The organism is Paenibacillus sp. FSL K6-2393, from assembly GCF_038002545.1.
GTDB lineage: Bacteria > Bacillota > Bacilli > Paenibacillales > Paenibacillaceae > Paenibacillus.
In genome coordinates, this window is sequence record NZ_JBBOCU010000001.1 from 629,581 (window position 1) to 645,417 (window position 15,837).

Here is a 15,837-nt window from a genome sequence, read left to right on the forward strand (position 1 = left end):
TACTAACTAATAACGGTGATAAACGATGTTGAATAAAATAGGACCCTAACATGCAATCTTCCTAAAGGGAGATTGCATGTTTATTTGATGATTGACTGATCTACCTTTTACATACATTCATCTTTCACGGTGATATTCCCATTGGTTACAGTAACGTAGGAATTGCCTGACAAGTATTCCGTATAACCGCAAACCATTTTGTTATAGGTTTTGCCGCGGCTGTCCGTAAACGCCAAGGAGATGGCGCCCTCGCCGGAAAGTTTCAGCCGTGGGGCGAATTTCACGTTTGTTCCACTGGGAATATCCTTATCAAATACGTAGGTGGAGCCACTCTCGTTGTTGTTAGATGAGTTGTCGCCTTGGACTAGGCTAGCCTGAATATTGGTGAGATCATAGTCGGACTGGTTGTGGATCGTGATCCTTAAATGGCGAAAGGGATCGACTGCATTCAGCAAGCTCTTAAAGGCGATGATGCCTATGACGAGTACGATGGCGGACATGATAATAATTTTCTTTTTTGAGAATCGGCGACGTGTGTTCAATGTGATCCACTCCTTTCCTTCATGAGGTATAAACGATGGGAAGAGATCAAAAGTTATAATTAAAATGGATAAATATGAAAATTGAAATCCAAATCGTCAGAATAACTTCATGCGCTAAGCGGAAGAACAGGATACAATAAGATACTAGTAGTGCAAAAAGGGCTGCACAGAGATCATACATAATCAAGATCACTCGAAATAAGGAGGGGAAAAAGTTGAAAATTTCTCCAATGAATCAGGAAGATTATGCGAGTTTTCGCATTCGATCGATTAAGGATTTTGCACAGGAAAAAGTAGAAGCGGGCACCTGGGCTGAGGAAGAGGCACAGCAACTGGCGGAGGAATCTTATGAACGTTATCTGCCAGAAGGCTTGAACACACCTGGAGCGTATCTCTACAATCTGGTGCACCCTGTGGACGGCAACGTGGGGTATATCTGGTTTAATATCACGGATAATCGCCGTGGAAAAGATGCTTTTTTGCTGGATATTGTGGTTGAAGAAGCACACCGTGGTAAGGGATACGGAACAGAGACGATGCAGGCGCTTGAACAGACGGCCTTGAGTCTTGGCGTGGATCGCATTGGTTTGCATGTCTTTGGACATAATGTGCGGGCGAGCAGCCTGTATCGCAAGATGGGATATGAGGTAACGGATCTGACGATGTATAAGGAAATCAAAGGGTAAACCTAATAGCGGATATTCTAGGCAAAACTTAAGATCTGCGCAAAACGAATTATCTGCATTAACCGGGGATTTCGGGAAGCGGATGGGACTCTGGTCGAATTGGCGAAGTTCCTTGATGCCTTGAGGTTTGTCATATATAATGTATAGGATTATCCATACCGAACAAGTAATCAATGAGGAGTTGTCATATACATGGCTTTGAAAGCTGGAATCGTGGGTTTGCCTAACGTTGGTAAATCTACATTGTTTAACGCAATTACACAAGCAGGTGCCGAATCGGCAAACTATCCGTTCTGTACGATTGACCCTAACGTGGGGATCGTTGAAGTACCAGATGAGCGTTTGGACAAACTGACAGAACTCGTTGTACCTAAGAAAACAGTACCAACGGCGTTTGAGTTTGTAGATATCGCTGGTCTTGTTCGTGGTGCGAGCAAAGGCGAAGGTCTTGGTAACAAGTTCCTTGCCCACATCCGTGAAGTAGACGCGATTGTACACGTGGTACGTTGCTTTGTAGATGAGAACATTACACACGTTGATGGCAAAATTGACCCGGTAAGCGACATCCAGACGATCAATCTGGAGCTGATCCTGGCCGATATCGAGAGTGTTGAGAAGAAAATCGATCGCTCCAAGAAAAACATGAAGGGCGGCAACAAGACTGCCTCTCAAGAAGTAGAAGTATTGGAGAGAGTGAAGGCTGTTCTGTACGATGACAAGCCGGCACGCAGCATGGAACTTACCGATGATGAGCTTCTGATCATACGTGATCTGCACTTGCTTACCCTGAAGCCTGTTCTGTACGCAGCCAATGTAGCTGAGGACGAAATCGGTGATGTGGCAAACAATGCTTATGTGCAAAAAGTAAGGGAATTCGCAGCTGCTGAAAATGCAGAAGTGGTGCCAATCAGCGCGAAGGTTGAAGAAGAAATTTCTGAGCTGGAAGGCGAAGATAAACAAATGTTCCTGGAAGAACTCGGTATCGAGGATTCCGGTCTGAACCTGTTGATCAAAGCAGCCTACAAATTGCTCGGTCTGTACACATACTTCACAGCAGGTGTGCAGGAAGTTCGTGCTTGGACAATCCGTAAGGGTACTAAAGCACCAGGCGCAGCGGGTGTTATTCACACTGACTTCGAACGTGGATTCATCCGTGCTGAAGTTGTTTCCTACGACGATCTGGTTGCAGCGGGTTCCATGAACGGTGCCAAAGAGCGCGGACAACTTCGTCTTGAAGGTAAAGAGTACGTTGTAAATGACGGCGACGTTATGCACTTCCGTTTCAACGTATAAGTTGTTACACCTTTATATGTAGATTCAATAACCAAAACCCTACGATCTTCTCCTGAAGATTGTAGGGTTTTTAGTATCGATGTATGGGGCCACTTCAATCGTAATGTACTTATGTACGCTTCAATTCATACGAGGTTTGCTTAATTACTGACAATAGTCTTGAAAGAATAGTGTTCTTTATTTATATCAAACGAATCCGCAAGCATTCTTTCGCCATTTCTAGCTTGATTAAGAAGATCGGGGTCTAATTCAGCTATGAGCAACTCAACGTTGTCTTGCGAGGCATCAATTATATTATCACCTAGAGGGTTCCATACACCGCTATGTCCACACGTATCCCAGACTCCGGTTGTTCCAACGTGATTACACATCGCTGTAAATATCGTATTATCCAGAGCGCGGGCAGGAAACCATACTCGTGACTCTTTGTACCCCATTCCTTTACTAAAAAGAGAGCTACCCATATATAAATGACAGCCATTTTGTGCTAAAAGACGAGAATGTTCAGGAAAACCTGCGTCATAACAGATGGCCATCCCAATACTCCAGTTCTTTAATTTGATGATGACCTGCTCATTATTGGTTGAAAAGATTTCCTTTTCGGTCTGAAATAAATGAGACTTGTCATAAACACCTACTTCATTGCCATTGGAATCTATTATAATTGAAGAGATGAACACATCCTCGCCTCTTCTTAAAGGGGTTCCGATGATTGACCAAATGCCGTACTTTTTGCATGCTTGACGCAACTTTTCAATCCTCGCATCATTAATGGATAGTGTATATTCAGTTAAATTGGATTCTACGATTTCTGGCACATATCCCGTCAGGTATTTTTCTGGAAACATGATAATATCGGCATGCTCTTTTCCAGCTTCTTCAATCATCTCATAAGCCCTATTAACGTTCTCTTCAATATTTCCGTCGATCGAAGAACATTGTGCCAAAGCAATCTTTAATTTTTCTGTTGGAAAAATAGCTGGTGTTAAGTTCATATCATCCATTCCCTCCTAAACTAAAATATCAAAACTATGAATTATAGAGTCCCTTGTATATATTTTACAACATCAGAAATAAACTGGAATGATCTATTTGTTACAAATATTTTCGGTAGGCGAATCCATCAGCGGGATGGCAACGAGTGAAAGTTGAGAAAAATTGCATTATAAAAATTAGTTCATCCGCCTGCGGAATAGTTACTATTCAGAACCGTAAGAATATGCTATAATTAAGAGTCGTATACCACGTTAAAATTCGCGCTTGAACAGATGAGCTGAAGCGAGTTTCATACAGGGTACACGATTTCTTGATATCACTTTAAAAGTAAAGGATTTGATGACGTTGTAGCGATGTTATACGTCGATCATACATGAATGTGAATACATGCTGCGGTCAGGGGATTCGGTGAGAATCCTGTGCGTTGTGGAATATAGATTATAGATGTAATTAATGTTGAATTGAAATAATTATCGAAAATATGATGTGCTTGGACAAAATAATGCGTGAGGTGACTATACATGTTGGATAAATTACAGGCGTTAGCCGACCGTTATGACAAGTTGAGCGAGCTTTTGTGTGACCCGGATGTGGCAAGTGACAACAAAAAGTTGCGGGAATACTCCAAAGAACAATCCGATCTGCAACCGACTTATGAAGCGTACAATGAATACAAACAGGTAAGTCAGGATCTCGAAGCTGCGAAGGAAATGCAGGGTGAGAAACTGGATGATGAGATGCGCGAAATGGTCAAAATGGAAATTGACGAACTGAGCACTCGCCAGAAGGAATTGGACGAATTGATTCGTGTACTCATGTTGCCAAAAGATCCGAATGACGACAAAAACGTTATTGTTGAGATTCGCGGAGCAGCTGGTGGAGATGAAGCAGCGTTGTTTGCAGCAGATCTGTACCGCATGTACACACGTTATGCAGATGCACAAGGCTGGCGTGTAGAGCTGATGGACGTGAACACAAATGATCTCGGTGGATTCAAAGAGGTTGTTTTCTTGATCAACGGACGTGGCGCATACAGCAAAATGAAATACGAAAGCGGCGCACACCGTGTACAGCGTATTCCAACAACCGAATCCGGCGGACGTATTCATACGTCAACTTCAACGGTTGCAGTTATGCCTGAAGCCGAAGATTTCGATATCGAAATTCATGATAAAGACATCCGTGTTGATACGTTCTGTTCCAGTGGTGCCGGTGGACAATCGGTTAATACGACGAAATCCGCAGTACGGGTAACGCACGTTCCAACGGGAATCGTGGCGACATGTCAGGATGGAAAATCACAGAACTCCAACAAGGAAAAAGCGTTGCAGGTTCTGCGTACACGTATCTTCGATATGAAACGTATGGAAGAGGAAGCAAAGATCTCTGTTGAGCGGAAGAGCAAAGTGGGAACGGGCGACCGCAGTGAGCGTATTCGTACGTACAACTTCCCGCAAAGCCGTGTGACCGATCACCGCATCGGCCTGACAATGCACAAGCTGGATCAGGTGATGAACGGAGAGATTGAAGATATTTTGTCTGCACTGACCATTGCTCAGCAGACTGAGATGATGGATAGAGGAGAATAATCTGTGACCCGCGCGCAGTTTGTCATGACGCCGGAACAGAGCTGTCGGGAAGCCTTCGTGGAGGCTTCCTCTTTTTTGGAGAAGTGCGGCGTGTATGAGCCGCAAAACAATGCCCGGCTGCTGCTGGAACATGTACTCGGCGTTTATGGCGCCGCGTATTACATGATGCAGCCGGAGCCCTTTCCCAGCGAGCATCGCAGCCGCTGGGAAGACGCCGTCACGCGCAAGGCTGCGGGTGAGCCGGCGCAATACATTATCGGCAGCCAGGAATTCTATGGGCTGCCGTTCGAGGTCACGCCGGCCGTGCTGATTCCGCGGCCGGAGACCGAGCTGCTGGTCGAGGCTGTGCTGCGCGAAGCCGACCGCGTGTTTCCTGACGGCGCTCCGTTCGCCGTCGATATTGGCACGGGCAGTGGCGCCATCGCGGTGACGATGGCTTCACTACGCCCGCGCTGGCAGGTAGGCGCCGGAGATCTCTCGGCGGCTGCCCTGCAAGTGGCCGCGCGTAACGCGGCCGCGAACGGGGTACAGATCGACTTCCGTGAAGGCGATCTGCTGGCCCCGTTCGCCGGGGCTCGGGTGGACATCTTGGTGTCCAACCCGCCATATATCCCGGCGGCGGATATAGCCGGGTTACAACAAGAGGTGCGCGATCATGAGCCGCGCATGGCACTGGACGGCGGTCCGGACGGGCTTGCACCGTACCGTATCATGCTGGAGCAACTGGCGCTGCTGCCTGCGCCGCCGCAGATCATTGGTTTTGAACTTGGCCAGGGGCAGGCTCGCGACATCGCGGATCTGCTTGAAACGGCGGGACATTGGCCGAAAATTATCATTGTACCGGACCTTGCCGGAATCGAGCGGCATGTCCTGGGTGTTCGTACTTCGGAACAGGTGACGAAAATGTAAGGTTCCGCGGGTTTTCTTTTTACCGTGAAATCCTCTACAATGAGATATACCGAAGATTTCTGAATGCTTGGGGGAACATAATTACATGCTGCACAAATTTAAAAAGATAGACTATTCTATTGTCTTTATACTCGTTATTCTGATGGGTATCAGTATTTTATCGATTTACAGTACAACGTTTGGTCGTCCAAGATGGGAATCCTATCCCCAAAAGGCAGGGATTTTCTATATTATAGGTTTCATCGTATTCTTCGGAATGTCCATGATTAACTATAAAGTGATCATCAAAAACTATTTATATATCTACGGTGTGGGCTTACTGCTACTCGTCATCGTTAACTTTTTCGGTGTTACGTATTATGGAGCTCAAGGTTGGTTATCCATATTTGGCCTGAGTTTGCAGCCTGCGGAATTATTTAAGCTATGTTTAATCGTTTTCCTGTCTGCTCTGCTTGCGAGAAAGAAAAACAGACCCTTATTCTTCGGGCGGGATGTCATTCCGATCGCACTGTGCGTTTTGCCTCCCTTGTTGTTGGTTCTACTTCAAAATGACTTGGGGAATGCTTTGAGTTATGTAGTCATTCTTGTCGGCCTGTTGTGGATTGGCAATGTGAAATTCAGCCATGCATTGATTGGTTTTGTGATTGCTGTCGCTGCCTTTATTGGTGGAACACAGGCCTATATTCATTATCATGATGAAGTTGCCAAGTTCCTCAAGGATATTGGACGTGCTCACTGGGCTGAGCGGTTTGACCCTTGGCTCGTGCCAGAACAGACATCCAGAGATGTATTGTGGCAGACCTATAATGCCAAGTTAGCCATCGGTTCCGGAGGAATCAGTGGTAAAGGGTATCTCGAAGGTACGACAATCCAGTCCAATCGAGTACCGCTCGCATACGCGGATTCCATCTTTGTGCAGATTGGTGAAGAATTCGGTTTTGTTGGAGCCTCGGTATTGTTACTGCTCTACTTTATTCTGATTCACAGGCTGGTGTTGATCGCACTGGAGTGCAAAGATCGGGCTGGGCCGTACCTGATTGTAGGTATTATTTCGATGCTGCTATATCAGATTTTTGTTAATATTGGTCCGTTTATCGGTCTGATGCCATTAACAGGGATCACACTTCCATTTATCAGTTTCGGTGGTACCTCTCTTGTGCTCAACATGCTCAGTATGGGTGTTGTCATGAGTATTAAAGTTCACACGGAAGAAAATGAAGATATCCTGGGTTCTTCAGAACAACTCAGTATCACTGAGATGGTCATGAAGTTGTTCAGACGGAAGCCGTCGCAGCAAGAGCAATAACTCTCGTGAACAGAACGTAAGATATATGCGTATAAGCGTAAATAGCGATATAACTATAGAACCCTGGAACAGGCCTATCCCAGTCACATTGGGATAGCTGCTCCGGGGTTTTTTGTTTGTTCCTGTGAAGATTAGGATTTCCATTTTATTATCCAATTATATACAATGGTAATATTGAGTTTAATTGGAAATCATAGAATGCTAGATTTCAGGGGGATGGACGGAGTCATGTTGAGAATGCTGAAAAAGATGGACGGTGTTATTCTTTTTGTAATGCTGTTGCTCATGATTATTAGTGTATTTGCGATTTACAGCGGAACGCAGACAGATGCCAAACTGGCGAATCACCATGTCAAAACAATTTATTTCTATGTGGCCGGGTTCATTGCGGTGCTTGTGATCGGGCTTGTGAATTACAAGTTATACGTGAGATATGCGTTTTATTTGTATGGCTTGGGAATTATACTGCTGATTCTGGCTAATGTCCTGGGAAGTTCGATCAATAACGCCAACGGTTGGCTGAAGCTTGGCGAGAATTTTTCTTTTCAACCGGCAGAGCTGTTCAAGATGATTCTGATTCTGTTTCTCGCCCATTTGATTGTGAAGAGACAACGAGGCACGCTGAAATTTTGGAGAGATATTGTGCCGATTGGCTGCTGGGCGTTTATTCCGTTTGCACTTGTTATGGCTCAGAATGATCTGGGAAATGCGCTGGGGTATGTGGTGATTCTGGCTGCGGTATTCTGGATCGGAAATATGAGGCTGAAGCACGCATTGATTGCACTGGCGATCGTGGGGGTAGCGTTCTTTGGTTTTGTTAAAGCCTATACCTTCTACCATGATGAAGTATTCACTTTTCTTGAGAAGATAAAACGTGAGCATTGGGCAGAGCGTATTGATCCCTGGCTTGTACCGGAAAAGGCTACCTCCAAAGCTTCCTGGCATACGAAAAATGCAGGTTTAGCCATCGGTTCAGGCGGCATCATTGGCAAAGGTTATTTGCAAGGAACATCCGTTCAGAGTGGACGAGTCCCCTATACGTATTCTGATTCCATTTTTGTTGTGATCGCAGAGGAGTTTGGCTTTGTTGGTGCATCCGTACTGATTCTGTTGTACTTTATTCTGATTCAACGTATGGTGCTGATTGCTCTGGCATGCAGAGATCGCGCTGGACCCGTCATCATTGTAGGTATTATCGGAATGTTGTTGTATCAGGTGTTTGAGAACGTGGGGGCGTTCCTCGGACTGATGCCACTCACAGGTATTACGTTACCGTTCATCAGTTACGGCGGCACCTCCTTGCTCATTAATATGGCTTGTATCGGTGTAGTCATGAGCATTAAGTTGTATGGACAAGAAGAGGAAGATGAACTTCTCATAGGGGAGCAGCAACCTCGGTTGTCGGAACGTTTATGGAATATGCTCAAGAAAGAGAAAAGTGCTGTGTAGCTGTTGAGTCGCTGTAGGTGAAAAGTAAAGCGGTGAGTGTATAACGTGATCTTTCGTAGGAATAAAGAGGTTGATTTGTCCTGTAATCAGGTGCAGATCAGCCTTTTTAACATGATAGGTGAGAATGATTGAATGAGAGATGATTGAAGCAATGCAGAGGTGTCTTCGAGCCTGCTGTAGGCTGAGGCGCACCTGAAAGAGTTGGAAATAGAGTGTTGAGCATGATGTGACGATTCAAGTGCCAGCTGTTAGGGGGTTAGGAGTTAAGAGTTAGGAGCTAACGAACCTGACGCATCTTATTCAGGGATTTGAAGTGCCTAGAGAAAACTAAGGAATCTGAGACACGTTATATCAGCATAAACAGCCTTTTGTAGCGTGTTGATCAGATGATTTTGGGAAATAACGTGCCTCATGTTCCTTACAATTTCAAAAGAAGACCTGAAGGGCAAATATGACGTCCTCGGTTCCTTAGAACATTGACTGGTCATTCGCGAGAGTCATTCGCCTAGGGTCAGCCAGTACAGTCTTCAAGTCTTTTTGGACGCTGATATTTGTCATCGTATAACTTGCCTGGGTTTAAACACACATTCTAGTAGTACGTGTTCAAAAAGTTGGGTTTTCAGTACCGAGAAGATGATGAGGCTAGAAATGGAGTAATGGAGCGAAGGATAAACTACGCGAGCAATCAAAATATTTCCTTTGGAAACAACCTTCGTAAGCCTCCCGCTTATTTTGTCTGAATTTCATATTCAACGTTGATGATGCAGCTAGGCATCCTTCGTAATCAAAAGCAGACTTTTGAACAAACTCTAGTAGATTTATTGCAAATGCTAGGTTTACTTCCGGTTCTCCCGGGCATACTGATAGACATGAGAGAGTTGCAGGTAGCGTGATCAGAGAGCCGAGGGGGAGAACGGAATGAGCAGAAGAATTGTAAAACAAATTGGACTTATTATTGTATGTCTTATGATGATTATCATGATGTGGGAAGGTCAGAAAACGGATGCAGCTGTGGCGGCCACAGCAATTCCGGAACAATCAATTCGTTTGCGTATTCTAGCAAACTCGGATGCACCGGGAGATCAATTGGTGAAACGTGAGATTCGGGATGCTGTCGTTGCTCAGATGGGCGAGTGGGTAGCCGAACTGGAGAATCCGCAAAGTCTGGATGAAGCGCGCAAGGTTATTCGTGAGCATTTGTCCGAGATTGAGAATAGAGTAGGAGAAGAGTTGGCCAGTCGCGGTTTAAATTATGAATATCAGGTAGAGCTGGGTTCCGTTCCGTTCCCGACCAAGCTGTATGGGGGTACCGTCTATCCTGCCGGAGATTATGAAGCGGTTCGGATTACGCTGGGCGAAGGAAAAGGTCAGAACTGGTGGTGTGTGTTGTTCCCGCCGTTGTGCTTCATTGATGCAGGGACCGGGGATGCACTGGCGAAACCTTCAACGGTATCGGCCGCAGCGGCTGAACCAGGAGATGCCGAGGCATCTGTGCAGGGAGATACACCGGCACCGGAAGCAAGATTCTTTCTGTGGGATATGGCTGTGAAACTGTGGAGTTGGGTAACTGGATTGTTCGCATAACAACGTATTTATATTATAACAGAGGGCGACTTCGATTCAGGGAGCTGCCCTCTTAATATGAATTAGTGGTGAATTTCCGGGCGAAGTTTGAAGGGCATCCGAGTTGGGACAGGTATGTTATAATTACTTATATTGAATATGGATATGAACTAACCTACTTGAAACTTAGGAATGATGATATATGAGCAGAGAAAACGAACCTGTGCAACACACCTCTGAGTTGAGGAATATTAGAGAAGATCGCGAGATGAAAACTCCGGGAGAGCTGGTCACCGAGATATGGGATGTACGTGTTTTGTTGGCCGCGGAGAATGATCATGGAATGGGTAATATTGAATTGTTGGGTATGAAAAAGGGGAGCGCCGATCAACAGGCGCTCGCCGACTTGCAGGCTGCCGCAGCCTGCATTCGTCAAGGTCAGACGGTGGCCTTTCCGACCGAGACGGTCTATGGCCTGGGTGCTAATGCGCGTAGCACAGCAGCCGTGGAGGCTGTATTTGTCGCCAAAGGCCGACCTTCCGACAATCCACTGATTGTGCATATCGCGCACCGTGACCAGTTGGATGCGCTGGTCACGGAAGTGAACGAAACGGCGGAAGCGCTGATGGCGGCCTTCTGGCCGGGACCACTGACGCTGGTGCTGCCGGTTAGGCCGGGGGCGGTGTCCCCACGTGTCACCGCCGGTTTGGACACGGTGGCCGTGCGCATGCCGGACCATCCGGTGGCCTTGCAGTTGATCGCGGCGGCGGCGTGCCCTGTGGCTGCGCCAAGCGCCAATCGCTCCGGGCGGCCAAGCCCGACACTCGCGTCTCATGTGCGCGAGGATCTGTATGGCCGCATCGGCGGCATTGTGGACGGCGGCCCCACCGGGGTGGGCGTCGAGTCCACTGTTGTGCAGGTCGGTGACGACGGTACCGTCACCATCCTGCGTCCTGGCGGCATTACGGCGGAACAGCTGTCCGCCGTTGCCGCCCGTGTCGCCACGGACCCCGCGCTACTCGCGGAGGGGACCGATGGCGTGGGCAGCCCGGCGCCGCGCTCGCCGGGCATGAAGTACACGCACTACGCACCCGCAGGGGCGCTGTGCGTGGTAGAAGGGCCGCCCGCAGCGGTGGCGGCCTGGATCAGCGCCGCCCTCGCAGAGGCGGCGCAGCGCGGAGAGCGCACCGCGGTGCTGGCATTCGCCGAGCACGCGGAGCAGTACCGCGCCGATGCCGTGTTCTCGCTGGGCGACGCCAGCGAGCTGGAAGAAGCAGCGCGCCGGCTATACGCCGCGCTGCGCAGCTGCGATGAGCAAGGCGCCACATATATTGTGGCTGAAGCCTGCTCACGCGAAGGGCTGGGAGCAGCCGTTATGAATCGGCTGCTCAAGGCTGCGGGTAACCAACTCATACAAGTTGGCAACCAGCAATCCTTTTAATCTCTCCTGATCATACAGTCAGGAGAGTAATCACTCTTTTTCCAAAACAAAATCAAGATTCTATAAAGCCAGCATCCAACCATAGAAACGTCGCCGTTTGCCTTTCATCGGTCATGTTTAGGTCCTTGTCCGCATATCGTGTACAAGAACCTTTACGTGACTTGGGGGTATGGGGATGTGGGATGTGTCTGCCCATGTAGGGCAGTTGGTAACCATTTTGATCATGGCTGTTGCGCTTGGCCTCGATGCGTTCTCACTCGGAATCGGAATTGGCATGAAGGGCATTCGGCTGCGGGATGTATTGCGAATCAGTATTGTAACAGCGCTATTTCATATCATCATGCCGCTCATCGGCATGTATATGGGCAAATACGTCAGCTCCCTGCTCGGCGACATTACGACGTATGCGGCAGGTGGATTGCTTGTTTTGCTGGGTGCTCATATGATTCTGAATGCATTCCGTGAAGGCGATACAAAGCTGGTGGACCACCGTTCCCTGCTCGGCGTTGTTTTGTTCTCCCTCAGCGTAAGTGTGGATTCGTTCTCCGTTGGCGTTTCCTTAGGGATGTTTAGCAGTGATCTGATCTTAACCGTACTTGCTTTCGGCGTTTGTGGCGGGGTGATGTCGGTTATGGGTCTGCTATTAGGCCGTCGGGTGAGCCAGAATCTTGGGGATTACGGCGAAGCTATTGGTGGCGCAATCTTGCTTGCGTTTGGACTTTTGTTTATATTTTAGAATAAAACTTGAGATATCATATCATTTGCATCATATGTAAAATGGGGAGGCTAACACAATGAAACATATTTTATTCGTATGTACAGGAAATACGTGCCGCAGCCCCATGGCAGAGGGGCTTTTGCGAAAACTGGCATCAGAGCGTGGCATTCAGGTAGAGGTTCGCTCTGCAGGTGTGGCAGCAACGTCGGGTATGCCGATCTCCCGTCATGCGGAAGCAGTGTTGAGAGATCATAACGTTGAAGGTCCACCTCATTCCACACAACTTAGCTCTAACCTGGTAGGTTGGGCCGATCTGGTTCTAACATTAACACGGAGTCATAAGCAACATGTCATGCAGGTATTTCCCGATTCAGTCCACAAAACCTATACATTGAAAGAATATGTGGAGGATGATGAACAGGTATTAAGTGATGTTCAGGAGTTGGACAGCCTGTTTGCAACGCTGGAGATGAAACGTGCCCTTGGGCAAGAGATCCTGGCATCGGAGCGTGAACGAGCCATTGAGATTAGACAACGAATCCCAAGTTTCGACATCTCCGATCCATTTGGGGGAAGTCGTGATGATTACAATATAGCTGCAGCTGAGATTCGGACTGCATTGGACCGGCTTTTGGATAAGCTGGGATAATTCTGATCCTGCGGGGCAGGTTATAAAAATAGGACATGTGATGTAAATTAACCGTTGATTTTAGACGCGGGTTGTTTTATGATGAAGGGGAAAACAGGGATCCGGTGTAACTGGCGACGAAGTGGGCATAACCACGATGGAGCACCGGAACAAACGGCCGGTCGCCTGGGCAAAAGAGCAATTCTGCGTTACCCGCAGACTGCTCTTTTTTTCGTCTTTCATCTGATTATTCGCTATAATAGTACCTGAGATGCCGTGCAAGAATACGAAGGACAACCAAGAGACAGCGGGCATGATTTTATCGGGAGGCGATGATAGGATGACTATAGAGTTAGATTCGGAACAACCCGGATTGCAGGAACAGACCGCGTCTATTCTGCATGAACTGGCGCTTGCTGGACAGCTTGGGCCTGGACAGATCGTTGTGATCGGTACAAGCACAAGTGAAGTCGCAGGCGCTCGGATTGGTACGAGTGGTGCCATTGAAGTGGCACAGCAGCTTCTTGCGGGTATACGCGAGGTGCAGGAGGAATTCGGTTTTGATACGGTATTCCAATGTTGTGAGCATCTGAACCGTGCGCTGGTAATGGAACGTTCTGTGCTTACTCGTCTTGGATTGACCGAGGTTGGTGCAGTACCCGTGCCCAAGGCCGGAGGTTCAATGGCATCCGCAGCATATCGTTCGCTGACCGATCCATGCCTGGCTGAACATGTGCAGGCCCATGCGGGACTGGACATTGGGGAGACGATGATTGGGATGCATCTCCGGCATGTAGCCGTACCCTATCGTACAGCGCTCCGCTATGTTGGAGATGCACGTGTGACCACAGCGTTGACTCGTCCGAAGTTGATTGGCGGCGAACGCGCGGTGTATCGTATGGAAGAACAACCAGATTCGACATTTTGTGACTAACATATAAAGCGAGACTAATTGGGTTACACTCCTGACTTTGATTGCATCACCATCTTCCGATCGCTGTTATCTCCAGATTTTTTTATTCCCTATTTGAAGGGGAAATCCGGTGATAGCCTATGCTTCCGGAGTAGCTTTCTAAAGAAAGCTTTTTGGCGACTACTTCGTTTCTTCAGATTGGTGTTGCACTCGCCGTTTTTGTGTAAACATTAGTTTCACTTTATAAATTCACTTATAAACTGGGAGGAATTTAATCATGGAACAATTGCGCAAGAATGACCCGGCAGTACTGGAAGCGATGAATCTTGAACTGAAACGTCAACAGAACAACATCGAACTGATTGCATCCGAGAACATCGTAAGTGAAGCAGTAATCGAAGCATTGGGATCTGTTCTGACCAACAAGTACGCTGAAGGATATCCAGGCAAACGTTACTATGGCGGTTGTGAGCATGTGGACATCGTTGAAGACATCGCGCGTGATCGTGCAAAAGAATTGTTCGGAGCAGAACACGTGAATGTTCAACCTCACTCCGGTGCACAAGCGAACATGGCAGTTTATCTTGCAGCGTTGAAACCTGGTGATACTGTACTTGGTATGAACCTTGCCCATGGTGGACACCTCACACACGGTAGCCCGGTTAACGCATCCGGTTTGCTGTACAACTTTGTAGCATACGGCGTACAGGAAGATACATTCCTGATTGATTATGATGAAGTACGCAAAGCGGCTTTCAAACACCGCCCTCGTCTGATCGTTGCAGGTGCAAGTGCATATCCGCGTACCATTGATTTTGAAAAGTTGGCTTCCATTGCCAATGATGTAGGTGCTTTGTTCATGGTGGACATGGCTCACATCGCAGGACTGGTTGCTGCTGGTTTGCATCCAAACCCGGTTCCACATGCGCATTTCGTAACAACAACAACACACAAAACGCTGCGTGGACCTCGTGGTGGTATGATTCTGTGCCGCAAAGCGTGGGCAGCAGCGATTGATAAAGCCGTATTCCCTGGTTCCCAAGGTGGACCTCTAATGCACGTGATCGCTTCCAAAGCGGTAGCATTCGGAGAAGCTTTGCAACCTTCGTTCAAAACATATGCACAGAACGTTGTGAAAAACGCACAGGTTCTGGCTGAAACACTGATCGCTGAAGGATTGAACATCGTATCCGGTGGTACAGATAACCACTTGATGCTGATCGACACACGCAGCGTGAACATCACTGGTAAGGAAGCTGAGCATGTGCTTGATTCCATCGGTATTACCGTGAACAAAAATGCAATTCCATTCGACCCTACAAGCCCGTTTGTAACGAGTGGTATTCGAATTGGTACACCTGCTGCAACTTCCCGTGGCATGAACGAAGAAGCTATGGTAGCGATCGGTAAGATCATTGCCAAAACACTGAAAAATCCAAAAGATACAGCGAAGTTGGATGAAGCTCGTGCAGAAGTGACTGCACTGACAGACCAATTCCCGCTCTATACAGATCTTAAATACTAAAAAACTTTGCTCATGCTGCTTTCTTTTGAGTTTTGATAAATTGGAATACAAAAGACGAAGCTGGCAGAATGCAACCGGAGAAGCGAAGCGCTCGCCTTTATCCCATGATTTTCTCCTTTTATAGGAGAATCAAAAAAATCAGGGGATAACAGCGATCGTAGGTGCAATCTGTTTGCGGAGCATCACTTGTATTCATATTTTTCCCACTCAATGACATAACAGCATGAGCAAAACAGGACCGGATGATCATTTTCCGGTCCTGTTTTTTATAGGATTCGG

The 15,837-nt window shown here is 47.4% G+C and carries 14 protein-coding genes and 1 riboswitch; of the genes, 12 read left to right on the forward strand and 2 right to left on the reverse strand.

The genetic code is table 11. The features are described 5' to 3' along the window. Positions 1-107: 107 nt before the first annotated feature. Complete coding sequence (locus MHI14_RS02690; RefSeq protein WP_289390518.1) at positions 108-542, reverse strand: hypothetical protein; 435 nt, start codon at positions 540-542, stop codon at positions 108-110. Between the two features lie 215 nt (positions 543-757). Between MHI14_RS02690 and MHI14_RS02695 the strand changes: the two genes are divergently transcribed. Further along, positions 758-1,228, forward strand: a complete 471-nt coding sequence (locus MHI14_RS02695) for a GNAT family N-acetyltransferase (protein WP_341129842.1) — start codon at positions 758-760, stop codon at positions 1,226-1,228. 192 nt (positions 1,229-1,420) lie between these two features. Then, positions 1,421-2,521 carry a redox-regulated ATPase YchF gene (ychF, locus tag MHI14_RS02700; RefSeq protein WP_062836948.1) on the forward strand — a complete coding sequence of 367 codons (1,101 nt, stop codon included), beginning with the start codon at positions 1,421-1,423 and terminating at the stop codon, positions 2,519-2,521. 140 nt (positions 2,522-2,661) lie between these two features. On the opposite strand, the gene MHI14_RS02705 is transcribed toward ychF, so the two are convergent. Continuing rightward, positions 2,662-3,516, reverse strand: coding sequence for a carbon-nitrogen hydrolase family protein (locus tag MHI14_RS02705; protein ID WP_341129843.1), 855 nt, complete (start codon positions 3,514-3,516; stop codon positions 2,662-2,664). A 522-nt stretch (positions 3,517-4,038) separates the two neighbouring features. Here MHI14_RS02705 and prfA point away from each other — a divergent pair. The 10 genes from prfA (at position 4,039) to glyA (ending at position 15,558) form a co-directional block, all read left to right on the forward strand. Continuing rightward, a complete protein-coding gene (gene prfA, locus MHI14_RS02710; protein ID WP_091036276.1) occupies positions 4,039-5,106 on the forward strand; it encodes a peptide chain release factor 1 in 1,068 nt (355 codons plus the stop codon). A gap of 24 nt (positions 5,107-5,130) precedes the next feature. Continuing rightward, positions 5,131-6,015: a peptide chain release factor N(5)-glutamine methyltransferase gene (gene prmC, locus MHI14_RS02715; protein WP_341131668.1), complete on the forward strand. Its 885-nt coding sequence runs from the start codon at positions 5,131-5,133 to the stop codon at positions 6,013-6,015. Between the two features lie 85 nt (positions 6,016-6,100). Further along, positions 6,101-7,321, forward strand: coding sequence for an FtsW/RodA/SpoVE family cell cycle protein (locus MHI14_RS02720; protein WP_341129844.1), 1,221 nt, complete (start codon positions 6,101-6,103; stop codon positions 7,319-7,321). 228 nt (positions 7,322-7,549) lie between these two features. Next, complete coding sequence (locus tag MHI14_RS02725; protein ID WP_133386102.1) at positions 7,550-8,770, forward strand: FtsW/RodA/SpoVE family cell cycle protein; 1,221 nt, start codon at positions 7,550-7,552, stop codon at positions 8,768-8,770. 918 nt (positions 8,771-9,688) lie between these two features. Then, entirely contained in the window at positions 9,689-10,354 is a 666-nt protein-coding gene (spoIIR, locus tag MHI14_RS02730) for a stage II sporulation protein R (RefSeq protein WP_341129845.1), read from the forward strand. Between the two features lie 181 nt (positions 10,355-10,535). Continuing rightward, entirely contained in the window at positions 10,536-11,774 is a 1,239-nt protein-coding gene (locus MHI14_RS02735; RefSeq protein WP_445670322.1) for an L-threonylcarbamoyladenylate synthase, read from the forward strand. A gap of 175 nt (positions 11,775-11,949) precedes the next feature. Next, positions 11,950-12,510: a manganese efflux pump MntP gene (locus MHI14_RS02740; protein ID WP_017691925.1), complete on the forward strand. Its 561-nt coding sequence runs from the start codon at positions 11,950-11,952 to the stop codon at positions 12,508-12,510. A gap of 58 nt (positions 12,511-12,568) precedes the next feature. Then, a complete protein-coding gene (locus MHI14_RS02745; protein ID WP_036612575.1) occupies positions 12,569-13,141 on the forward strand; it encodes a low molecular weight protein arginine phosphatase in 573 nt (190 codons plus the stop codon). A 96-nt stretch (positions 13,142-13,237) separates the two neighbouring features. After that, positions 13,238-13,319, forward strand: a riboswitch (ZMP/ZTP riboswitch). Positions 13,320-13,460: 141 nt separating this feature from the next. Further along, positions 13,461-14,054 carry a TIGR01440 family protein gene (locus MHI14_RS02750; protein ID WP_076254013.1) on the forward strand — a complete coding sequence of 198 codons (594 nt, stop codon included), beginning with the start codon at positions 13,461-13,463 and terminating at the stop codon, positions 14,052-14,054. A 256-nt stretch (positions 14,055-14,310) separates the two neighbouring features. Next, on the forward strand, positions 14,311-15,558 hold the full coding sequence (gene glyA, locus MHI14_RS02755) for a serine hydroxymethyltransferase (protein WP_165980299.1): 1,248 nt from the start codon (positions 14,311-14,313) through the stop codon (positions 15,556-15,558). Positions 15,559-15,837 lie beyond the last annotated feature (279 nt).